The organism is Nonomuraea sp. bgisy101, from assembly GCF_057708945.1.
Genome location: NZ_JBYITD010000003.1, coordinates 74,670 through 95,222 on the forward strand (window position 1 = coordinate 74,670; position 20,553 = coordinate 95,222).

Annotated in this window: 20 protein-coding genes; 6 read left to right on the top strand and 14 right to left on the bottom strand. The window is 70.5% G+C overall.

Annotated elements, in window-relative coordinates; translation table 11 throughout:
• Positions 1 to 79 precede the first annotated feature (79 nt).
• The 3 genes from AC3EO4_RS06570 to AC3EO4_RS06580 are packed head-to-tail and all read right to left on the bottom strand — an operon-like array spanning position 80 to position 1,511.
• On the bottom strand, positions 80 to 601 hold the full coding sequence (locus AC3EO4_RS06570; protein WP_379573174.1) for a YbaK/prolyl-tRNA synthetase associated domain-containing protein: 522 nt from the start codon (positions 599 to 601) through the stop codon (positions 80 to 82).
• Positions 591 to 893 (bottom strand): ArsR/SmtB family transcription factor, encoded by a 303-nt coding sequence (locus tag AC3EO4_RS06575; RefSeq protein ID WP_379573175.1) that lies wholly within the window; start codon positions 891 to 893, stop codon positions 591 to 593. Before AC3EO4_RS06575 ends, AC3EO4_RS06570 begins: the two co-directional genes overlap by 11 nt.
• A 42-nt stretch (positions 894 to 935) precedes the next feature.
• Entirely contained in the window at positions 936 to 1,511 is a 576-nt protein-coding gene (locus AC3EO4_RS06580) for a TetR/AcrR family transcriptional regulator (RefSeq protein ID WP_379573176.1), read from the bottom strand.
• A gap of 241 nt (positions 1,512 to 1,752) precedes the next feature.
• Between AC3EO4_RS06580 and AC3EO4_RS06585 the strand changes: the two genes are divergently transcribed.
• The 3 genes from AC3EO4_RS06585 (at position 1,753) to AC3EO4_RS06595 (ending at position 3,671) form a co-directional block, all read left to right on the top strand.
• Positions 1,753 to 2,451, top strand: a complete 699-nt coding sequence (locus tag AC3EO4_RS06585; RefSeq protein ID WP_431894279.1) for a DJ-1/PfpI family protein — start codon at positions 1,753 to 1,755, stop codon at positions 2,449 to 2,451.
• 233 nt (positions 2,452 to 2,684) lie between these two features.
• Entirely contained in the window at positions 2,685 to 3,230 is a 546-nt protein-coding gene (locus AC3EO4_RS06590) for a hypothetical protein (RefSeq protein ID WP_431894281.1), read from the top strand.
• Between the two features lie 120 nt (positions 3,231 to 3,350).
• A complete protein-coding gene (locus tag AC3EO4_RS06595; protein WP_379573179.1) occupies positions 3,351 to 3,671 on the top strand; it encodes a hypothetical protein in 321 nt (106 codons plus the stop codon).
• Between the two features lie 263 nt (positions 3,672 to 3,934).
• Here the strand turns inward: AC3EO4_RS06595 and menC are convergent, their stop codons facing one another.
• The 8 genes from menC to AC3EO4_RS06635 form a co-directional block, all read right to left on the bottom strand.
• Complete coding sequence (gene menC / locus AC3EO4_RS06600) at positions 3,935 to 5,044, bottom strand: o-succinylbenzoate synthase (RefSeq protein ID WP_431894283.1); 1,110 nt, start codon at positions 5,042 to 5,044, stop codon at positions 3,935 to 3,937.
• Positions 5,045 to 5,156: 112 nt separating this feature from the next.
• Complete coding sequence (locus AC3EO4_RS06605) at positions 5,157 to 6,665, bottom strand: PucR family transcriptional regulator (protein ID WP_379573181.1); 1,509 nt, start codon at positions 6,663 to 6,665, stop codon at positions 5,157 to 5,159.
• Positions 6,662 to 8,209 carry an N-acyl-D-amino-acid deacylase family protein gene (locus AC3EO4_RS06610; protein ID WP_431894285.1) on the bottom strand — a complete coding sequence of 516 codons (1,548 nt, stop codon included), beginning with the start codon at positions 8,207 to 8,209 and terminating at the stop codon, positions 6,662 to 6,664. Before AC3EO4_RS06610 ends, AC3EO4_RS06605 begins: the two co-directional genes overlap by 4 nt.
• Positions 8,210 to 8,220: 11 nt before the next feature.
• Positions 8,221 to 9,885 (bottom strand): ABC transporter ATP-binding protein, encoded by a 1,665-nt coding sequence (locus tag AC3EO4_RS06615; protein WP_431894286.1) that lies wholly within the window; start codon positions 9,883 to 9,885, stop codon positions 8,221 to 8,223.
• On the bottom strand, positions 9,872 to 10,693 hold the full coding sequence (locus tag AC3EO4_RS06620) for an ABC transporter permease (RefSeq protein WP_431894288.1): 822 nt from the start codon (positions 10,691 to 10,693) through the stop codon (positions 9,872 to 9,874). Before AC3EO4_RS06620 ends, AC3EO4_RS06615 begins: the two co-directional genes overlap by 14 nt.
• Positions 10,690 to 11,631, bottom strand: a complete 942-nt coding sequence (locus AC3EO4_RS06625; RefSeq protein WP_379573185.1) for an ABC transporter permease — start codon at positions 11,629 to 11,631, stop codon at positions 10,690 to 10,692. The genes AC3EO4_RS06620 and AC3EO4_RS06625 overlap by 4 nt, the downstream gene beginning before the upstream one ends.
• Before the next feature lies 1 nt (position 11,632).
• Positions 11,633 to 13,165 carry an ABC transporter substrate-binding protein gene (locus AC3EO4_RS06630; protein WP_431894290.1) on the bottom strand — a complete coding sequence of 511 codons (1,533 nt, stop codon included), beginning with the start codon at positions 13,163 to 13,165 and terminating at the stop codon, positions 11,633 to 11,635.
• A gap of 7 nt (positions 13,166 to 13,172) precedes the next feature.
• Positions 13,173 to 14,639: a serine hydrolase domain-containing protein gene (locus tag AC3EO4_RS06635; protein ID WP_431894292.1), complete on the bottom strand. Its 1,467-nt coding sequence runs from the start codon at positions 14,637 to 14,639 to the stop codon at positions 13,173 to 13,175.
• A gap of 325 nt (positions 14,640 to 14,964) precedes the next feature.
• Between AC3EO4_RS06635 and AC3EO4_RS06640 the strand changes: the two genes are divergently transcribed.
• The gene (locus AC3EO4_RS06640; RefSeq protein WP_431894293.1) at positions 14,965 to 15,453 is read left to right on the top strand and encodes a hypothetical protein; all 489 of its coding nucleotides are present in this window, start codon (positions 14,965 to 14,967) and stop codon (positions 15,451 to 15,453) included.
• A 44-nt stretch (positions 15,454 to 15,497) separates the two neighbouring features.
• On the opposite strand, the gene AC3EO4_RS06645 is transcribed toward AC3EO4_RS06640, so the two are convergent.
• Complete coding sequence (locus AC3EO4_RS06645) at positions 15,498 to 15,626, bottom strand: hypothetical protein (protein WP_431894294.1); 129 nt, start codon at positions 15,624 to 15,626, stop codon at positions 15,498 to 15,500.
• A 371-nt stretch (positions 15,627 to 15,997) separates the two neighbouring features.
• Here AC3EO4_RS06645 and AC3EO4_RS06650 point away from each other — a divergent pair, with 371 nt between their 5' ends.
• Positions 15,998 to 16,894, top strand: a complete 897-nt coding sequence (locus AC3EO4_RS06650; RefSeq protein ID WP_379573189.1) for an alpha/beta hydrolase — start codon at positions 15,998 to 16,000, stop codon at positions 16,892 to 16,894.
• Positions 16,895 to 17,038: 144 nt separating this feature from the next.
• Positions 17,039 to 17,428 carry a hypothetical protein gene (locus AC3EO4_RS06655; RefSeq protein ID WP_431894296.1) on the top strand — a complete coding sequence of 130 codons (390 nt, stop codon included), beginning with the start codon at positions 17,039 to 17,041 and terminating at the stop codon, positions 17,426 to 17,428.
• An 82-nt stretch (positions 17,429 to 17,510) separates the two neighbouring features.
• On the opposite strand, the gene AC3EO4_RS06660 is transcribed toward AC3EO4_RS06655, so the two are convergent.
• Positions 17,511 to 18,215: a class I SAM-dependent methyltransferase gene (locus tag AC3EO4_RS06660; RefSeq protein WP_379573191.1), complete on the bottom strand. Its 705-nt coding sequence runs from the start codon at positions 18,213 to 18,215 to the stop codon at positions 17,511 to 17,513.
• A 163-nt stretch (positions 18,216 to 18,378) separates the two neighbouring features.
• Positions 18,379 to 20,517 (bottom strand): peptidase domain-containing ABC transporter, encoded by a 2,139-nt coding sequence (locus AC3EO4_RS06665; RefSeq protein WP_431894298.1) that lies wholly within the window; start codon positions 20,515 to 20,517, stop codon positions 18,379 to 18,381.
• Between the last annotated feature and the right edge of the window lie 36 nt (positions 20,518 to 20,553).

The window sequence follows — 20,553 nt, forward strand, 5'->3', positions numbered from 1 at the left end:
GACGGCTCCCTGATGGGTGGAGCGACGGCGACGATCTGGGACTCCCTTCCGGCGCCGGGCGCGCACGCCGGCGGAGGTTTCAGGATGCGGTGGTGATGGGGGCGAGGCGGGGCGCGGCCAGGCGCACGTAGTCGTCGGTGGCCAGGGCGATCGAGCGGTCCAGCCGGGCGGCGTTGAAGTACAGCTCAGGGACCCGCAGCAGCGCCGGGTCGGCGATGAGTTCGAGTTCCGGGTGATAGCTGAAGGGCAGCACGGTGCCGCTCACGCTGCCCGCGAGCTCCTCGGCCTTCTCGCGGCCGGCGAAGGCGACATAGGAGCCCTCCAGCAGCTCCTTGACGGCCCGCAGGTCCAGGCGGGCGTCACCGGGCACCACCGCCAGCACGTACCTGGTGCGCTTCTTGCCTGTCTTGACCATGACGACCAGGCACTTGGCGGCCTCCGAGACGTCGTGCCCGCGCAGGGCGCAGACCAGCTCGGTACGGCCTTCCGGCTCGTGGTCGATCAGCCGGTAGCGGGCGCCGCCCGCCTCCAGGTCGTTGATCAGACGCTCGTAGAGCTTCACGTCGACGGCCTCATGAGCCGCGCTCACCTCACCACTCACCGCTCAGCAGCTCCTTCGCCTCGGCGATACGGTCCTCGTCGCGCTGATAGAACACCCACTGTTTGATCTTCTTGCCGCGTACCAGCCCCGCCTGGGCGAGCACCTTCATGTGCTCGCCGCAGGTCGGCTGGCTCACCCCCAGCTTCTGGGCGATGAACAGCGAGCAGACGCCGTCGCGGACCAGGTCACCGTCACGCTGTGGCGGGAAGTGCCCCTCCGGGTCGCGCAGCCACTCCAGGATCAGCAGGCGCTTGTCGTTGGCCAGCGCCTTCACCAGCTCCACGTCCAGCATTAAGCCATCATGGCAATTAGCTAATTGGCTGTCCAGCCTAGGTCATTCCCCGCGGGTGCCCGCGTGCAGGAGCATCTCCATCAATCGCTCGACGTAGCCGACGTCTCCGTACACATCGGGGGTGGCCCGGCGGGCCTGGCCGTGCCCGAGGTAGATCACGTGGAAGATCCGGGCGCGCACGTCGCACTCCTGCTCGCCGTACCCGAGATCGCCGAAGATCCGCCTCAGCAGGCGCAGGCGCGCCGACGTGATCCGCTGGAGCACCGGCGCCACCAGCGGATCGCCGGCCTTGGCGGCCAGCGCCGCCTCGATATCGGCCGCGATCGGGTGCGCGAAGGCCGTCACGAAGATCGTCCGGAGCCGTTCCGCCGGGTCCTCCACTGCCTGGAGGGCCGCCTCGACGTCGGTGACACCGTCCTTCTCCCACATCTCCAGTGCGGCGACCAGCAGATCCTGCCGATTCTTGAAATGCCAGTAGAAGCTGCCGCGCGTGGTGCCCAGCCGAGTGGCCAGGCGGTCGACCGCGACGGCGTCGATCCCGCCCTCTCCGATCGCCTCCAGGGCCGCGCGTGCCCAGTCGTCGCGCGTGAGAAGCCGTTCTCCGTTCCGCGTTGCCACCACCAAACCCTATGCAAGGAGAGCATGGGCAGGCACCCCCACCTTCAGTGCGACTGAAGCTTTCGCTAAGCTTCAGCCAGCCTGAAGGTCGTCGTAGGACCCTTCCGGCGATCCCCTACGTGTCCGCGCCCGCGTACCGGCCGGCGAGCGCGGCCCGACCACGCCCATCGATCCGCGACCACGCAATGGCGGCCGGCGCTGTTCTCGCCTCACCGAGGCCACCGCCCCTTGGAGGACTGACATGCAACGACGGGACCTTCTTCGCGCCGGCCTGGTCGCCACGACCGGGTTCGGCCTCGCCGAGGTAGCCGCGGGTCCGGCCGCGGCGGCCGAGCCACGGCGTACGCCGCTGCGCGTGCACACCGTGCTGTACGACGGCGTGGAAGAGCAGGATTTCGCCGGGCCGATCGCGGTCTTCGGCGTCAACGCCGACCACATCGAGCAGACCTTCGTGACCGCCGACGGCCCCCGCACGGTCACCACGGCGATCGGCATGGAGATCGTGGTGCGCGACTCGTGGGACCCCCGGTCGGCCGACGTGCTCATGGTGCCGGGCGGCGGCCTGGGCGAGGGGTCGGCCACGTACCGGGAGATCAGCCGCGGCGTACTGCCCAAGGCGCTGGCCGCCGCGCGGCGGCCCGGCTTGATCATGGCGTCGGTGTGCGCCGGAACGCTGTTGCTGTCGGCCGCCCGGATCACCGCCGGACGGTCCTGCACCACCCACCACGCGGCCAAGCAGGAGCTCAAGAAGCAGGGCGGCAAGGTCGTCGACGGCCGGGTCGTCGACGCCGGGGACCTGGTCACCTGCGGCGGGGTGACCTCCGGTCTCGACCTCGCGCTGTGGCTCACCGAGCGTTTCCACGGACCTCAAGCCGCGTTGTTCGCCGAGAAGGTGATCGAATACGAGCGGCGCGGCACCGTCTGGCGGCGACCCTCCTGAACTGGACTCCGTGTCCGGCCTGTCCGTGCTCCCGGATGGGCCGCGACTCGACGCCTCACCCTCGCGTGAAGAGGACGGCGTCACCGACGTCGAGCACCTCGGCGATCCGCCCTTCCATACCGTGCAGTACTGTACGGAAGGCGGATCTTCCGATTGTTCCCTACCGCCGAGCCTTCGGAAGGTGCGTCACCGCATCGTCAACGGCACACGACAACCGTCGCTCCGGAGGAATGATGGACACACGTATCCCGCTGGTATGGGGGGCTACGGCTGAGGAAATCAAGGCTCCCTACCCCTGTGACACCCAGCTCGAGGCCACGTCCCAGCCGCTGTTCCGCGCCGTCACCGTGCAGGCCGAACCGTCGGTGCTGTTCAGGTGGCTCTGTCAGCTGAGGATTTCCAGCTACAGCTTCGCCTTCCTGTTCGGCATGCGGACCCCCACGACACTCACCCCGGGCACGGACCGGCTCGAGGTGGGCCAGCGCTTCATGGACCTGTTCGACCTCGTCGACTACGACGTGAACCGGCATCTGACATTGGCGATATCCGGAAGCGGCGGCAAGACGATCTATGGCGACCTGGTGGTCAGCTACGTCGTGCGCGACATCGGCCACGGCCTCAGCAGGCTGGTCGTCAAGACGATTCACGAGCCCGAAGGCGGTTTGCAGAAGGTTCTCAAGCCCTTCCTGGCCTGGGGCGACCTGTTCATGATGCGCCGTCAGCTGCACAACCTGAGGAGATTCGCCGAACGCGAGCAGCTGTCGCGGCAAGGACACTGAGTATTCGGCGTGGCGGGGCCGGTGCCGGCCCCATCCGAACGTTCAGCCCCACCGCGTATCGACGACCTCTACAATGCGGCCGAAAGTGATCTTTCACCGGAAAGTCAGGATTGGGGATAGATGTCGGTCAAAAAGCGTACGGCGTCCGCACTTCTCGCCGGATCCCTCATCGTCGCGGGACTAGGAGCCGGAACCACCGCCGCCTCGGCGGACACCAGCAGTGCCCCGTGCACGGGCAAGACCGGCCTTCACATCATGGCCAAGGGCGAGACCAGCGGTAAGGCCTGGGCGGATGTACTCAACTGCGGCAGCACGGGCCTCGTGACGCTCGACATCTCATGGGGGCCCGATCCGCTGTGCCGGGAGATCCGTCATGGGGTCACGGCGAGGATCACCGCCCCCACCGCCGTCGGCAGCGTCAGGAAGGCCAAGTACTGCTGACCCCCTGGATGGGCGGCCTCCGCTCTCTAGGACGGCCATGAGCTGCGGGACACCAGACGACGAGGTCCCGCCTGATCCTGGCGATCGGGCGGGATCCCGCCGGTTCAGGCTCGGAGTCCCGGCTGGGGCAGGCGAAGGGAGCGCAAGGTGACGCCAGAGGATGTGGTCCGGCACACGAAGCAGACCGTGGTCACGGTCGATGACGTCTGCGGCGTCGACAGGCGTAGGTGATCACTACGGCCGTCACGCGCGCCGAAACCCCGCTACGTGGTCCTCGCGATCCACTCGGCCGTCGTCGACAGGCGAGCGAGGCTGTCAGGATCCGGGAGCACGCCGAGCCCGGGGGTGTCCGGGACGGCGAGGTGGCCGTCCGACAGGGTGAAGGGGACCGTGATGTCCTCGCTGTAGTAGCGGGCGGTGGCGCTGATGTCGCCCGGAAGGGTGAAGCCGGGGAGGGCGGCGAGCGCGAGGTTGGCGGCACGCCCGAGGCCGGTCTCGAGCATGCCGCCGCACCAGACCGGGACGCCGCTCGCCTGGGCCACGTCGTGGATGCGCCGCGCCTCCAGATATCCGCCGACACGGCCCGGCTTGATGTTGATGATGGAGCAGGCGTCGGCGCGGATGGCTCTGGCCGCGTCGGCCGCGGAGTGGATGCTCTCGTCCAGGCAGATCGGCGTGTCCATGGCGGCCGCGAGCCTGGCGTGCGCGCCGAGGTCGTCGGGCGCGAACGGCTGCTCGACCAGGACCAGGCCGAAATCGTCAAGCCCGAGCAGGTGCCGGAGTTCGCCCGGCGCGTACGCGGCGTTGGCGTCCACCTGGAGCGGGATGTCGCCGAACGTCTCACGGACCACGCGCACCGGTTCGAGGTCCCATCCCGGCTCGATCTTCAGCTTGATCCGGGCGTACCCGGCGGCCAGGTATTTGTCCACCTGGTCGAGCAGCTGGTCAAGGGTGTCCGTGATGCCGACCGACACGCCGACGGCAACGCTCCGCCGTACTCCCCCGAGGTAGCGCGCCAGGCTCACCCCCTTGGCCCGCAGGAAGGCGTCCAGCACCGCCATCTCCACGGCCGCCTTGGCCATCGGATGCCCGCGGAACCGGTCAAGCGCGACCGCGACCCCTGCCGGGTCGAGGTCCTCCACGGCGAAGAGCGCGGGCAGGAGGAACCTTCTGATCACGTCGGCCGCGCCCTCGAGGTATTCCGGGCTGTAGTCGGGCTCGTCGTCGGCGACGCACTCCGCCCAGCCCTCGCCCGCGTCCGTCACCAGACGGATCACCAGGGCGTTACGCACGTGCTGGGTGCCCAGCGACGTGCGGAAGGGGGTGACCAGCGGCAGCGAGACCCGCCGCAGTTCGGCCTTGTCCAGTTTCATCAAGCATCCAGAAGGTAGTAGCCGTCACAGGTGAGTCCGGTGACCGGCGCGATCATCAGGGGTGGAGCGACGGGATCACCGAGTTCATCCCGTGATGGGGGAGTTCCGGCCGTCACGCATGAGAGTCCCCGCGCAGGCGCAGCTGCAGCGCCAGGACGAGCCGGGTGTCAGGATCGTCGATGTCGATCAGCTCGCCGATGCGCCGCAGCCGGTAGCGCAACGTGTTGGGATGGAGTGAGAGCACCTCGGCGGCGCGGGGCACGTCGTAGTGCGAGGCGATCCACGCCCGCAGGCTGTGCAGGTAGTCGGTGCCGTGGCGACGGTCGTGCTCGGTCACCCGGGCGAGCGGCTCACCGGTCAGCGCGGGCAGCTCGCGCATGGCCGTGCCGACGTCGAGGAGCAGCAGCGGAGCCGCCAGGTCCTCGTGCCTGCCGATGTCTCCCCTGCCCAGGTGGCTGTAGAGCACGCGCAGCGCCGCCTCGGCCTGCCGCAGGCTCTCGGGTACGGCCACGAGCGGCACGCTCCGCCCGATTCCCGCTCGCCATCCGTCCCCGAGCCGCTCGTTGGCCTGCGCCAACGCGTCGGCGGTGATCCGGTGCAGGAGCGGCGCCCGGGAGTCGGCGGAGACGATCGCGTAGGCCCGCCCGTCCACGGCTCCTGCGGCCGCGCGGACACGGTAGGCGGCGAACGCCGAACGGAGCAGGTCGCCCGCGTAGACCGCGTCCACGGCGTGGTCACCACGGCTGATCGCCACGACCGTGACCGGCTTGCCCGCCGGCAGGCCGAACGCCGCGGCCAGTTCCTCGGTCGGCCCGAGGCCGCGCAGCAGCCTGCCGAGCTGCTCGGTCCTTCGGCGCCGTACCTCGTCGGCGTCCAGGTTGACACGGGCCAGGTGCGGTGCGGCCGCGACGGCGGCCTCGGCGAGCACCTCGGCGGCATCGGGCGCGAGCGGCCGGTCCGCCTCGACGGCCCAGATCGTGCCGAGCGCCTCGCCGCGCGCGCGTACGGCGATGGCCAGGCGGGGCAGGAACTCGCGAGGCTCGCGGCTCCAGATCGCGCCGTCGGACCGCAGGACGGCGGTGTACTCCTCGACGTGGGTCGGGTGCTCGGGCACCCTGCGGCCAAGGATGCCGTCCCTGCGCAGATCGTCGATCCGCTGGCCCTCGATGGTCGAGTAGGCGAGGATCCGCATGGCCAGGTCCTCGATCGCGACGGCCCCGCCGACCCGGGCCGCGATCTGGTTGGCCAGCGTGAACAGGTCGGCGGGCTCGCCGGGTCCGAAGGGGCCAGCGACGGCGAGCAGCGCGTCGATCAGCGTGTACAGCTGACCCCAGGACACCTCGGGCGCGGCCCTGAGCACGGCGGTCCCTGCCGAGGCCCAGCGTTCGTCGTCGGACTTCACGATGACCGCCGCGACTCCCGCCTCGACCAGCTTCGGCAGCACGTCGGCCGACGGCCTGGACGCGGCCAGCAGGACCGCGCCTTCGAGTCCGGCCGGTGGCTCGGCAGGGTCGTAGATCACCGGACCGCCGACCGGGACGTCCGTACCCCGCGGCAGGGTCACCGGCCGTACCAGCTCGGGCCCGAGGCTGTCGAGCAGAACGCCCAGCGTCGCGCTCATGATCGTCCGTGGCGCAGCACCCGCCCGTGCCTCCCTCCGGTGAACTCGCCGTCCTCGATGACCAGGTGGCCGCCGAGCAGCACATGGCGCACGCCGACCGGCCGGAGATCGGGCGCCTCGTAGGTGCCGGGGTGGTCGATGACCGAGGGGTCGAAGACGCAGACGTCGGCTGTGGCCCCTGGCCCGAGCCAGCCGCGATCGGCCAGCGCGAACTGCGTCGCGGTCGCCGAGGTGACCTTGCGAATCGCCTCCTCCAGCGGAACGACCCCGCGATCTCTGACGTATCGCCCGAGGAACACCGGGAACGTTCCGAACGTGCGCGGATGGTTCGGGCCGACCGGCGGGCCGCCGTCGGAACCGATCGCGATCAGCGGATCGGCCATGATCCGCATCACGTCGTCGTCGTGCATCGTATGGAAGACCCCGGCCGCGCCCGGGTCCTTGATCAGCAGATCGCAGAGCGCGTCCCACGCGTCGCCGTCCCCCGCCGTCTCGGCCAGGGTACGCCCGGCGATCGACGGGTCGGCGTGGACGAGGATCCGCACGTCGTCCGGGTGGAGTTCGCGCCAGAACCCGACCCCGGTCCCGTTCGCCGGGTCCTCGGCGACCTCGCGAAAGGCCTTGCGCTGAGCCGGGTCGGCAAGCCGCGCCCGCAGCTCGGCGATGCCGCCTTCGAGGACGGCAGGCGGGAGCACGGCCGCCAGTGAGGTGCTGAAGGCCTGGTAGGGGTACTGATCGGCCCGGACGTCGACGCCGCTGAGACGTGCCTGGCGAAGCTTGTCCAGCAGCATGACCGACGAGCCGTGGACCGCCCGCCCTGACGCCTTGCAGTGCGACACCTGGAGCCGCACCCCCGCCGCCCGCGCCACCGCGATCGCCTCGTCGAGCGCGTCTGCCAGCCCCTCGCTCTCGCTCCGCATGTGCGTGGCGTAGGTCCCGTTCCACCGACGCGCCACCAGGGCCAGAGCGATCAGTTCGTCGGTTCCCGCGTACGCGCCGGGCACGTATTCGAGTCCGCTGGAGAACCCGAAGGCCCCCGCATGGAACGCCTCCTCGGCCAGTGCCAGGAGCCGGTCCCGCCCGTCGCGCGGCAGGTCCCGGTTCAGGCCGGCGACCATGACGCGCAGCGTGTTGTGCCCGACCAGCACGGCCAGGTTGTTGGTCGTCCCGGCGGCCTCGGCGGCGTCCAGGTAGCCGCCGAACGTCGCGAAGAGGTCGTCGCCGTCGCCGAGGGGCGTGAAGTCCGAGCTCGACGGATCACCGGGGGCGCACGAGAACCCGCAGTTGCCGCAGATCTCGGTGGTGACGCCCTGGTAGAGCTTGAACGGCTGGGCGTCGGCCAGGAACGGAACCGTGTCGGAGTGGCTGTGCGGGTCCACGAACCCGGGCGCGACCGCGAGGCCGGTCACGTCGATCATCCGGCGTCCGGTGAGCCCCTGGCCGACCGCCACGAGCCGGTCCCCCGAGATCGCGACATCGGCCGTCCTGCCCGGTGTCCCGAACCCGTCGTACACCGTGCCGCCATGCAATACCAAGTCGTACATCTCTACCTTTTCTACCCTTCGAACGTCATTTCCGGGAGGGAGGCGATCAGCCGCCGGGTGTAGTCGTGCCGGGGGTCGTCGAGCACGTCCGCCGTCGGCCCGCTCTCCACCACCTGCCCGTTCAGCATGACCAGCAGCCGGTCGGTGACCTGCCGGACCACGGCCAGATCGTGCGTGATGAACAGCAGGCTCGTCCCGAGGTCGCGGTTCACCGACCGGAGCAGCGAAAGGATGTGCGCCTGCACCGACACGTCCAGGGACGCCACCGGCTCGTCGCAGATCAGCAGCGCAGGACGTACGGCGAGAGCCCGCGCGATCGCCACCCGCTGCCGTTCGCCTCCCGAAAGCCCGCCGGGCCGCCGGGTGGCGTAGGCGGCGGGCAACCCGACCAGCCGCAGCAGGTCGGAGGGGGTGGGACGATCGTCGGCCGGTCCCTGCGCGGCCGCTTCGGCCAGCGTGGTACCGATCAACCTGGCGGGGTTGAGCGAGGTGTAGGGATCCTGGAAGACGCACTGCACGAGCCGGTGCCGGGGCCGGTCCCCGGTCCCGAGCGCGATCCGCCCGCCGCTCGGCGTCACCAGCCCCAGCACGCACCGGGCGAGCGTCGTCTTGCCGGACCCCGACTCCCCGACGATCCCGACGCTCTCCCCTGCCGCGACGTCCAGGCTGACATCCCGCACGGCCCGCACGGCCCGGTAGTCCTTCCGCAGCCCGTCGACCTTCAGCAACGTCCCGCCGACAGCCTGGGGGCGCCTCTCGTCAGTGGGCGTTTCGGGCGCAGGCCGTACCGGAAGCAGACACGCGCTCTCCCGCGTGTGGGCGACGGGTCGCAGCGCGGGACGCGCCTCCCCGCACTCGGGAGCCGCCTGGTCGCAGCGCTCGAGGAAGGCGCACCGATCCTGGACGGTGTTCGCCGGAGGGACGCTGCCCGGGATTCCGGTCAGCGTGGCCAGGGTCCGCTCGGCCGACGGGAGCGCGCGCAGCAGCCCCGCGGTGTAGGGATGCGCGGGACCTGCGGCGATCTCGCGGGCGGGGCCCCGCTCGACGATCCGCCCTGCGTACATCACGGCGAGGCGGTCGCACAGCGTGAAGGCGACCCGCAGGTCGTGGGTGATGAGCAGCACGGACATGCCGCGTTCCCGCTGGATCCGGCCGAGCAGCTCCATGATCTCGTGCTGGATGGTCGCGTCCAGCGCGGTGGTCGGCTCGTCGGCGATCAGCAGCTCGGGATCGCGGGCGAGCGCGGCGGCCAGAGCGACCCGCTGCCGCATGCCGCCGGAGAGCTGGAACGGGTACCGCTTGGCCACGGTGGGATCGTCGATGCCGACCTCCCTCAGGCGTTCCCGTACGGCCCCACCGGACTCGGCGATGGTCTGGCCCGCCGTACGGAGGGGATTCAGCATGGCGAACGGGTCCTGCATGAGCAGGCTGATCCGCCGCCCGCGCACCGCGTGGAACGCCTTCTCCCCCGACAGCGCGGCATCGCGGAACCGGATGGAACCCGAGGCGGTGATACCGCGCGGCAGCAGCCCGACGACGGCGCGGGCGGTCAGTGACTTGCCGCTGCCCGACTCGCCGACCAGGCCGTAGGTCTCTCCCTGCGCGATCTCCAGGTCGACGCCGTCGACGATCAGCCTGGAGCCGTGCCGGACCCGCAGATCCTCAATCTCCAGCACGCTGCGTTCCTTTCGCGGACAGCCGGTCGAAGATCCCGTCGCCGAGCAGGGTGGCGGCGGTCGCGGCGACGGTGATCAGGATCGCGGGCGCGAGCGACGCCCACGGGTTGAGATCGAGCAGGCGGCGGTTCTCCTCGATCATCAGCCCCCAGTCGGGGGTTCCGGGCGGAAGCCCGATGCCGAGGAACGACAGCCCGGACAGCGCCACGAGCGCGGCGACGAAGGTCAGCAACAGGTTGGCGAGCACGGTCGGGGCCAGGTTCGGCAGGATGTGCCGGTACATGATCCGCCCGGACCGCAGGCCCAGCGTCCTCGCGGCCTCCACGTAGGCGAGGTCGCGCTGGGCGAACACCAGGCTGCGGATGACCCGCACGTCGTTGGGGGCCGACAGCACGATCAGCGCGGCGACCGCCCACACGTAGCCGCCGCCGACCACACCCACCAGCACGACCAGGACCAGCAGGCCGGGCAGCGCGATCATCAGATCGGTGACCCGCATGAGGATCGCGTCGGTCCAGCCCCGGTAGTACCCGGCGGCCAGGCCGAGGGCCGTACCCAGGACGGTCGTCCCGACGGCGCCCACGACGGGCCCCCACAGGGCGGTCCCCGCTCCGGCCAGGAGCCGGGAGGCGATGTCCCGGCCCAGCTCGTCGGTGCCGAGCCAGTGCCCGGCCGACGGTCCTGTCGGGCCGAGATCCAGGTTCTGCGCTCCCGGGTCGTACGGCGCGACCAGCGGGCCGAACAGCGCCGCGAGCGCCGCCAGGAGCAGTACGGCGAGAGCCGAACCGAGCACGACGCGGTCTCTCATGCCTCGATCACCCCGTGCCTGACCCGGGCGTCCACGGCCAGACAGGCCAGGTCGATCAGCAGGTTCGTCACGACCACGACCGTCCCACCGAGGAGCACCAGCGCCTGCACGACCGGGATGTCCTTCTGCCCTACGGCCTGGATCAGCAGCGATCCGAGACCGGGCAGGCTGAAGACCCGCTCGACGAAGACGGCGCCCGTGAGGTTGGCCGCGAGCAGCAGCCCGCCGACGGTCAGGACCGGGAGCGAGGCGTTGCGCAGGGCGTAGCTGACCCAGATGCGGCGCCGGCCGAGCCCGCGCGCCCTGGCGAAGGTCAGGTAGTCCTGGTTCGCCAGGTCGAGCGCCGCCGCCCTGGTCTGCCGGACCACGAACGCCGCCTGCCCGGCCGCCAGCGCGATCGCGGGCAGGGTCAGGTGCGCGAGGTCACCCGACCCGTACATCGGGAACCAGCCGAGGGCCACGGCGAAGCCGTACAGCAACGCGATGCCGAGGGCGTAGGACGGGACCGACGTGGCGATCAGCGCGGCGGAGGTGATGCCCTGGTCGAGGCCGCTCCCCCGCCGCATGCCCGCGATCAGCCCGGTGGGGATGGCCACGACCAGGGTGAGCCCGACCGCGTAGGCGGCCAGCCCCGCGGTGGTGGAGAACCGCTCGCCGACCACACTGCTCACAGGCTCACGGGAGTACACCGAGCTGCCGAAGTCGCCATGGACGGCGTTGCCGAGCCAGTGGCCGTACCGGACGACGAAGGGCTCGTCGAGCATGAACTCGGCGCGGATGGCGGCGCGGGTCTCCGGGGTGGAGGGCCTGCTGCCCAGCAGGGCCTGCTCGGGGCTGCCGGGGGCGACCGCGAGCAGGCCGTAGGTCAGCAGCGACAGCAGCCCGAGCAGGAGTACCGCCGCGGCGACCCTGCGGGCGAGGAACGTCACCATGGGCATGTCAGCCCGCCATGCGGATCGCGCTGAAGATGTCGAGCGTCCACGCGTTCACCTTGATGGTGAACCTCTCGTTGAGCGCGTAGGCACCGTCGAAGTAGTACAGCGGCACGTAGGGCACCTGCTCGGCGACCTCGTTGAGGATCGTGTCGACCAGCGGGATACGCGCGGGGCCCGACGTCGTGAGCATCCGGTCGAGGGCCGCGTCCAGCGCGGCGGAGCCGTACAGCGCGAAATTCCACCCCTGCGGCTCGGCGGAGGCCTGGCTGAGCAGGTCGGGCAGGACCTCGCCGGGGTCGGGCGTGCCGTAGACGAGGCGGTGCAGTTGCATGCCGGCCCGGTCGTGGGCCATGAGCCGCGCGCGGTAGGCGTCGGCCGGCATGGACTCGACGGTGATCCTGATGCCGATCTTGGCGAGGTCGGAGATGATCGCCTGCATGGTGAGGGCGTCCTCACTGTTCGGCGTGAAGGGGATGGTCATGGCGAAGCCGTCCGGGTACGGCGACTGCGCGAGTTCCGCCTTGGCCTTGCCGATGTCATGCGGGTAGGTGCGGGTGAGCGGGCTTCCCTTGTCGCCGTAGAGCGTCTTGAGCTGCGGGGCGGTCAGGAGCGCGGCGGCCGCGGAGCCGTGCCCGCCGGTACCGAGCCTGACCAGCGCGTCCTTGTCGATCGCGTGGGCGATGGCGCGGCGGACGTGCACGTCCTTGAGCGGGCCGTCGGTCACGTCGAACGACAGGAAGAAGATCGAGTTCGCCGGGTAGAAGCCGGTGGCGACGCCGGGGATGCCGGTCCACTTGCGGGCGTCACGGATCGGCACGTCGCTGGTCGCGTCCACGCTGCCCTGCTTGATCGCCAGGCGCAGCGCCTCCGGGTCGTTGATCGTCCTGATCTCGATTCTGGCGAGCTCGGGCTTCGGGCCCCAGTACTGGTCGTTGCGTACCAGCGTGACGCCGTCGGTGAGCGAGAACTTCGCGACCTTGTAGGGACCGGTGCCGAGCGTGCCGACCTGCGGGCTGCCCAGGTCCTTGGGGTGCGCCTCGGCCAGCTTGCGCGGCACGACCTGCCAGGCCAGCGCGGAGACGGCCAGGAAGGCGGCGGTCGGCTGGCGCAACGTGACCCGGACGCTGTTCTCGCCGGTGGCCTCCACGCTCTTGACATGCACCACGTAGCTGGCCGCCTCGGAGGCGACGTTCGGGTCCAGGTGCCTTCTCAGTGAGAAGGCCACGTCGTCGGCGGTCAGCGGCGTGCCGTCGGAGAACCGCACGCCCTTCCTGAGCTGGAAGTCGTAGACGCCCGGTTTGGTCTCCTTCCAGGATTCGGCCAGCGACGGGACGACCTGGCCGTTGCCGTCCAGGGTGACCGGCGTGTCGAGCACGGAGAACTGGGCCAGGGTCGAGGTGTCGAAGCCGTGCGCGATGTCGAAGGTGTGGACCGGGAGGGAGGTGGCCCAGACCAGCGTGTCCTTGGGCGCGGCGGCTTGGGTTGTGGCGCATCCGGTCAGCAGGAGCAGGGCCACGAGGGCCGCTATTCGTGCCATAGGGGACTCACTTCTCTTGGGGGGTGAACCGCATCCGGCGCACGCCGTGCGAGGACAGGAGCAGGTCGCCGCCCTCGAGGTAGAGGGTGACAAGCGGACCTGCCTGCCAGGCGTCGGCGGAGACGGGGGTCAGAGGGAGGGAAAGCTGTCCGGTGGTCACGAGCCGCCCGTCGGCGATCGTGAGGGTGGCGCCGATCTCGGCGTTGCGGAAGCTCCCCTCGGGAAGTCGCGCGCCCGTCGCGGGCTCCCTGCGGACCATCGTGATCTGCCGGGCAGGGATCAGCTCGGTCCCCATCATGAGGCGGCCGTCGGCGAGCCACAGCTCGGTCGCGGACTCGTCGCGCCACACGCCGTCGGCGCGGTGGGTGAACTCCTCGCCCTGGAATCTGATCCCGCCGTCGGAGAGCTCGATCTCGACGGCCGCGTCGGTGATCTCGTTGAACCAGTGCCCGGCCAGCGCCTCGGCGTCGCCCGGAGTGGCGTCCACGACCGGTTGCGGCTGGCCGGTCACGATCCTCGCGACCTTCGCGGCGATCGCCACCGGGTCGTGGCGGGACTGGTTCGACAGGAGGGAGACGCCGATCCCCGCGGACGGGACGTAGATGAGCTGGGAGCGGTACCCGGGGACGCCTCCCGCGTGACCGAACCCGTCCAGTTCGCCGATCCTGATCGGGTAGATGCCGAAGGAGTACTTGAACGCGGTGTTCTCGACGAGCTGGTCACGCAGGTCGGCGCCGAGCACCCGGCCGTCGGCCAGGAATCCGAACCAGGGGGCCAGGTCGCTGACGCTGGTGACCAGGCCGCCGTCGCCGACCGCGCTCTCCACCGTGTCGGCCCTGACCAGGCCCTTGTCGGAGTTGTAGCCGGGCGCGAACCGGGGCAGCACGGCGGTGACGTCGTCGCGGAACAGCGTGTCGTTCATGCCGAGCGGCCTGAAGATCCGCTCGGTGGCGAACTCGTTCAGCGACTGCCCGGTGATCCGCCTGATCACGGCGGCGGTCAGGACGTACCCGGTGTTGGAGTAGGAGAACGCCGTCCCAGGCTGGTAGTTGAGCGTCCGCAGCCCGGTGAACAGCTCGACGAGCCGCTCCTCGGAGCACGCGTACAGCGGAATCCCTGCCACCGTCACCAGGGAGTACCACTCCGGCAGCCCGGCGGTGTGCTGGAGGCACTGCCGTACCGTGACAGGGACGGGCAGGCTCAGCTCCGGCAGGTGGACATGGATGCCCTCGTCCAGGTCGAGCTTGCCGTCCCGCGCCAGGAGCAGCGCGGCCGCCGCGGTGAACTGCTTGCTCGCGGAGGCGATGTCGAACCGCGTCCGCGCGTCCACGGGAACGCCGAACTCCACGCAGGCCTCGCCGGCCGAGGCCGTGAACACCAGGTCCCCCTGCTCGTACACGCCCACGGCCAGTCCGGGCTCGCCGGGCCCCGCCAGCTCGGCGACCATCGCGGAAACGATCTCTGCATATCCCATGGCGGCAAGCATCACAGGGCGGTCCCGAGTTTGCCGTTGGCGTGGACGCAGAAGTCGGAGGGGGTGCCTTTGTCCGTTCGCGACATGAACCCTGTTCGTCGCGCGCGTACTGTCCCGCCATGGTCAGGCGCCGGCGCCGATCACCTGCTCGGCGACCGGCGGGGCGCCCCGCGTTTCGGAGAGCGTTCGCCCCTGCGTCCTCGTTCCGAGCTCGACCCCGAGCGCCTGGTCGTCAGCGCCCTCTTTCGTACATACGTGCGATTACCCTAGGCTTCGCTCGACACAGGAGATCGGGTGACCGTGGCCGGAGGCTCAGTTGGGGGTCTTGTACGACTATTACCGCGCGGCTGACAGGCAGGCCGCGGTGGTGCATCCGGACAGTGGCCGGGCGGGGCGCTCGAATCCGGCCTTCGACGCCGTGGACGCCAAGTGGATCGATCCCGGGCTCGTTCTCGGACAGCTTGTCGCCTTCATCAGGGACGTTCCGTACAGCGTGGGTCTCGTGGAGACGGTCGCGCTGTATCCACCGCCGGAGGGCGCGCCCAAGAGCCTTGAGGAGTGGGAGGCGCTGTCGGAGGACTCCCCGTACCACGAGGGACCGTGGATCGAGGAGCTGCCCGCCGATCTACGTGACGCGCTGGCCGGCGTGCCTGACGACCGGTTGGCCGGGCTCGCCGAACGGTGGCGACAGATCGAGGAGTTCTTCACGCCTCCTGACGCCGGCTACCTGACGACGCTGATCACTGAGCTGAGAGGTCTGGCCCGGCGGGCACAGGCGGAAGAGCAGATGATCTATTGCTGGACGTGCGTCTAGAGACCGGAAGGTCGCCGCTGTGCCGAGCGGGCCGGTGAAGCCGGTTACTCGCCGAAGGTGATCACCATGTACCTGCCGTTGGCGTAGCTGACGACAGGGCGCTGGAGCATCTCGCCCACCCGGTGGGCGACCGCCTGGAACAGCTCCACCAACTCCGGCGTGTCGGCGCTCACCCTGAACCGCCCGTTTTCGACGAGCTACTGGGCGACGAAGGGGGCGAAGTTCGCCTCGCTCCTGACCTTCTCCTCCGCGCTGATAGGGGTGTGCAGGGGCGCGGGCCGCGTGCCGAGGGGGTGGGTCATCGCTGCTCTCCTTGTGATCGCTGGCCTCCCAGCATGCCACCCTTCGCGCCAGGCGGCCGTCCTCATGTCGAGCGTCACGAGATCCGTGCTCGTCGGCGCGCCTTCCGCCACAGAGTCCGCCGACAGCCGTACGGCGAACGCCTGCGTGACAGGAGAACATGCGGCGATCGTCGCGTGATCGCGGCCGAATGCCCGGCGGATGGCGGATGATCCCCGCGGAGGCTGTCGCGAGGATGGTTGTCATGGATCCCGAACTCGAAGCGTTCATCCCGTTCATCCCCCGAGCCGATCTGGCCGACCCCGCCGCCGAGCGCAGAAGCCTCGCCCAGTTGGTCGCCTCGCTTCCCGCGCCCGACACGGAGAGCCTGCAGATGGAGGACCTCATGGTCCCGGGCGACCCGGACGTGCCGGTGCGGATCTACCGGCCGAAGGAGGCGCACGGCGCCGTCGTCTGGCTGCACGGCGGCGGCTTCGTCACGGGCGACCTGGACACCGAACACCCCTGGGCGGCCCGGCTCGCCGACGCCTCGGGCGCCGTGCTGATCTCGGTGGGCTACCGGCTGGCTCCCGAGCATCCGTTCCCTGCCGCTCTGAACGACGCCTACGCCGTACTGACCTGGGCGGCCGAGCACGCCGCGGAGCTCGGCACCGAGCCGGCGAGGATCGCGGTCGGCGGGACCAGCGCGGGCGCGGGCATCGTGGCCGCCGTGTCGCTGCGGGCGCGCGACGAGCAGGGGCCGGCGATCCGGTACCAGGTGCTCAACCAGCCCGTGCTCGATGATCGGCTGGAGACGGTGTCGGCGCGGCTGTTCACCGACACGCCGCGGATGGATCGCCGGAACGTCGCCGCCGGGTGGCGGCACTATCTCGGCTCCGCGCCCGCCTCGCCGTACGCCGCCCCTGCACGGTCCGACGACCTGTCGGACCTGCCGCCCGCCTACATCGCCACGGCGGAGTTCGACCCGCTCCGCGACGAGGGCATCGCGTACGCGCTGCGCCTGCTGGAGGCGGGCGTCCCGGTCGAGCTGCACCAGTGGCCGGGGACGTTCCACGGATCGCAGGCCATCCTTTCCGCCGAGGTGTCCCAGCGGCAGTTCGCCGAACTCGCCACGGCTCTGCGCCGCGCGCTGTCCTTCTAGCGCTGTCCTCCGAGGAGTGCGACACCGGCTGTGGCATACGAGACGTATCTGACATACGCTGCGTATGTCGCCGACACGTTCGTGCGCCGCGCCAGGGACTCCCTCCTGGCGGGGCCTACTCCGAGCGCCCTCTTGGGGGGATGCGTGAAACGACTCGTCGCACTCTTAGGTTGCCTTCTGCTCGCCGGCTCGCTGGTCGCACCCCCCGCCGCCGCCGCGGTGGGCGGTGTACGGCTCAAGCTCAGCTTCGGGTGGTGTGAATCGGCGTGCGAGATCCGCATCACCATCACGAACAACAGCCGATACGCCATCGACTGGGTGGGCGGGACCTGCCGCCTCACGGTCAACGGACGCTACGTGGGAAAGGGCGCCGTCTATCTCGGCTCCATCAAGCGCGGCCATTCCCGCAGCAGCACGTGCAACGTCGTCGATTCGCGACTGGAAGACGCGTGGTGGGAGTACGACAGCGGCGAGGCCGCCTTCGCGACGCACGCCACCGTGAAAGCGATCCCTCACTTCCGCTACCGCCGCTGAGCGGTACGGGATGGGCGCGGGTTCCAGGGGGAAGCGCGTGGTGGATGCCATGGGGTTCCTTCCGGGTGAGAGCGGCCGGGCCTCAGGCGAGTCGCCAGGCGAGCAGTCCTTCGGGCGCGTCGGCCTGGACGAAGCCCGCCGTGACCAGCTCTTCCTCGATCGTCTCCCACACGGGACGGTAGGCCCGGCCGACGATCTCCTCCTCGCTCACCACCTTGTCATCCTCGGTGATCCGATAGAGGTAGCGGGCCTTGCACGCCTCCTCGCCCGACTCGAGAATCTCCGACAGGACGGCGTAGGTGTGCCGCCCCACCCGGCGGGAGTCCAGCTCCTGGAGGGGGCGCGGCGACGGGGGGCCGCCATCGCGCCAGGTGAAGACGAGGAGTCCGCCGGGTTCCAGCTGGGCCGCGAGCACGGGCCAGAGCCTCCTGCGGTAGTCCGGCTCCAGGGCGTACATCACGTTGATCATCACCATGGCCTCGACCGGCTCGCTCAGGTCCACGCTCAGCGCGTCACAGGGAAGCACGGTCACGCGCCGCAGCAGCTCCGGGCTCGCGCTCAGCCGGGACAGCAACACCCCGCGCATGGCTGTCGAGGGTTCCAGCGCGAAGATCTCGGCCGGTGTCCAGTCGGCCAGCGACGTGGTGATCAGGCCGGTTCCCGCTCCGATCTCCAGGATGCTGCGCCGTACCCCGGCGAGCAGCGGGGGAAGCTTCTCACGGATCCCCGGCACGTGCCCGTTCTCGTGGAGCAGGTCATAGAAGGGGAGGGAGATGAAGTCCGTCACGGCCGGCAACGCTACTCCAGGGGCGACGCGGGCGATCTCCTGGTTCTGGTCGCCTCCTTCGCAGGCGGGCCCGTCTCGTCGTTGGTGCTGCTCGGCATGGGCGCATCTCAAGGTTCAGGCCGCGATCCTTCGCGAACTCCAGGACCGGCACCCGTCACGCTGATCAGGCGCGTACGGCCTGGGCGGCGACGAGGCGGGCGTAGGCGCCTCGCGACGCCATCAGCTCGGCGTGGGTGCCGCGCTCGACGACGCGTCCCCCGTGGACGACCAGGATCAGGTCGGCGTCCCTGACCGTGCTCAGCCGGTGCGCGATCACGATCCTGGTCTGGGTGAGGCGGCTCAGGTTGGCCTCGATGAGCGCCTCGGTCGCGCTGTCGAGGTTGCTGGTGGCCTCGTCCAGCAGCAGGATCTTCGGCTGGGACAGGATGGCGCGGGCGAGGGCCAGCCGCTGGCGCTGTCCGCCGGACAGCCCGCCGCCGTCGGTCAGCATGGTCTCGTAGCCCATCGGCATGGCCATGATCTCCTCGTGGAGCGCGGCCAGGTGGGCCGCGGCGGCGACCCGCTCCAGCGGCGCGTCGGGGTCGTTGAGCGCGATGTTCTCCCTGATGGATCCGTTGAACAGCGAGGGGTCCTGGGTGACCACGCCGAACTGGCGGCGCAGCGTGCGCAGGTTGAGTTCACGCGCGGGGACGCCGTCGTAGCGGATCTCGCCGGCTCCCGGGGCGTACAGAGCGAGCAGCAGCCTGGCCAGCGTGCTCTTGCCGGATCCTGACGCGCCGACGAGGGCGACCTTCTGCCCTGGCCTGATGTCGACCGAGACGTCCCTGACCACCCAGGGGCCGCGCGGGTCGTGCCTGAAGCTCACGCCGCGCAGTTCGACCGCGCCGCGCAGGCGCAGGACCTCGATGCCCTCGGCCGGCTCCGGCTCGGCCGACAGGATGTCGGAGAGCCGGTCGAAGTGGGCGCCCACCTGCTGCAGGCTCTGCAGTCCCGTCATGAGCGAGCCGAGCGGGGTCAGCGCGCCGAGCGCGATCGCGTTGAGCGCGATCAGCGCGCCCACCGTGAGCTGGCCGTCGATCACCCGCCACGCGCCGAGCCAGAGCAGCCCGAGCGGCGCGATCACCCGGATGGCCGACAGCCCGGCCTCGAGCAGTCCTTTGGTGAGGCCGCTGCGCACGTCCGCGTTGAGCTGCTGGGTGAAGTGCGCCGACCACTGCGCCACCGCCCTCCGCTCGGCGCCTGACGCCTTCAGCGTCTCGATGCCGCTGATGGCCTGGATCAGGCTGCTCTGCGAGGCCGACAGCGCGTTGAGCTCCTGCTGGGCGAGCATGTTGACCCTGCGGGTGGTGGCCAGCAGCAGACCGGCCTGCAGCGCGGCGACGCCGCTCAGCGCCGCCCCGAAGGCCGGGTCCCAGACGAAGACCAGCACCAGGTAGCCCACGGCGAGCGGCCCGTCGAGCAGCGCGGCCACGACCTGCCCGGTGAGGATGTCGCGCAAGGTGGACACGCTGGCCGCCCTCGTCACCAGGTCGCCCTTGCCGCGCCTGGAGAAGTAGCGGTACGGCAGGGCCACCAGGTGCCCGACGACTCCCTCGGTCAGTTCCTGGTCGGCTCGCGCCCGTACCGCGACGAGCAACGCCGCGCGCAGGTAACCGATGACGAACTGGGCCGCCCCCGCCAGGAGTACGGCGCCGCCCAGCAGGGACAGCACCTCGACGCCGCGCGAAGGGACGATCCTGTCGATCAGCACCTGGGAGAACAGCGGCAGGGCGAGCCCCAGCAGTTGCAGCAGCAGCGACGCCCCCACGAGCTGGGCGAGCAGGCCGCGGCGGCGCCGGAAGAGCGTGCGCACGAACTCGCGCCGCCAGGCGCTCGCCATCGACGACGCGCCTCGCCTGAACCCCTCGCCAGGTTCGAAGGCGAGCAGCACCCCGGTGAACCCGGCGCCGAACTCCTCAGCGCTCAACCGGCGCCGGCCGAGCGCGGGGTCCACGATGTCGACGCGGTCGTGCGACCAGGATTCGACGACGACGAAGTGGTTGAACTCCCAGTGCGCGACGGCGGGCATCGGCACGTGCGCCAGGTCCTGCGGCGCGAGCGAGAAGGCCCGCGACTTGAGGCCGCGTACGCGGGCCCCGTCGACCAGCGCCTTGGCGCTGAGCCCGTCCCTGCCGACCTGGAGCTCCTCGGCGATCTCGTGCAGGGCGGTGCGCTGGCCGTGATGGCACAGCACCATGGCCAGGCACGCCGCGCCGCACTCGGTCGGGGTGTTCTGCAGGAGCACGGGCAGCCGTCGCCTCACGATCCCCCTCCCAGGGTTCCAGGAGCGAACCGTCGC

What these genes read in the sequence shown, in the direction of transcription:
- AC3EO4_RS06575 (WP_379573175.1), bottom strand. Translation starts at nt 893, where the DNA reads ATGCTGGACGTGGAGCTGGTGAAGGCGCTGGCCAACGACAAGCGCCTG.
- AC3EO4_RS06585 (WP_431894279.1), top strand. Translation starts at nt 1,753, where the DNA reads ATGCAACGACGGGACCTTCTTCGCGCCGGCCTGGTCGCCACGACCGGG.
- AC3EO4_RS06590 (WP_431894281.1), top strand. Translation starts at nt 2,685, where the DNA reads ATGGACACACGTATCCCGCTGGTATGGGGGGCTACGGCTGAGGAAATC.
- AC3EO4_RS06595 (WP_379573179.1), top strand. Translation starts at nt 3,351, where the DNA reads ATGTCGGTCAAAAAGCGTACGGCGTCCGCACTTCTCGCCGGATCCCTC.
- menC (WP_431894283.1), bottom strand. Translation starts at nt 5,044, where the DNA reads ATGAAACTGGACAAGGCCGAACTGCGGCGGGTCTCGCTGCCGCTGGTC.
- AC3EO4_RS06605 (WP_379573181.1), bottom strand. Translation starts at nt 6,665, where the DNA reads ATGAGCGCGACGCTGGGCGTTCTGCTCGACAGCCTCGGGCCCGAGCTG.
- AC3EO4_RS06610 (WP_431894285.1), bottom strand. Translation starts at nt 8,209, where the DNA reads ATGTACGACTTGGTATTGCATGGCGGCACGGTGTACGACGGGTTCGGG.
- AC3EO4_RS06620 (WP_431894288.1), bottom strand. Translation starts at nt 10,693, where the DNA reads ATGAGAGACCGCGTCGTGCTCGGTTCGGCTCTCGCCGTACTGCTCCTG.
- AC3EO4_RS06625 (WP_379573185.1), bottom strand. Translation starts at nt 11,631, where the DNA reads ATGCCCATGGTGACGTTCCTCGCCCGCAGGGTCGCCGCGGCGGTACTC.
- AC3EO4_RS06630 (WP_431894290.1), bottom strand. Translation starts at nt 13,165, where the DNA reads ATGGCACGAATAGCGGCCCTCGTGGCCCTGCTCCTGCTGACCGGATGC.
- AC3EO4_RS06635 (WP_431894292.1), bottom strand. Translation starts at nt 14,639, where the DNA reads ATGGGATATGCAGAGATCGTTTCCGCGATGGTCGCCGAGCTGGCGGGG.
- AC3EO4_RS06650 (WP_379573189.1), top strand. Translation starts at nt 15,998, where the DNA reads ATGGATCCCGAACTCGAAGCGTTCATCCCGTTCATCCCCCGAGCCGAT.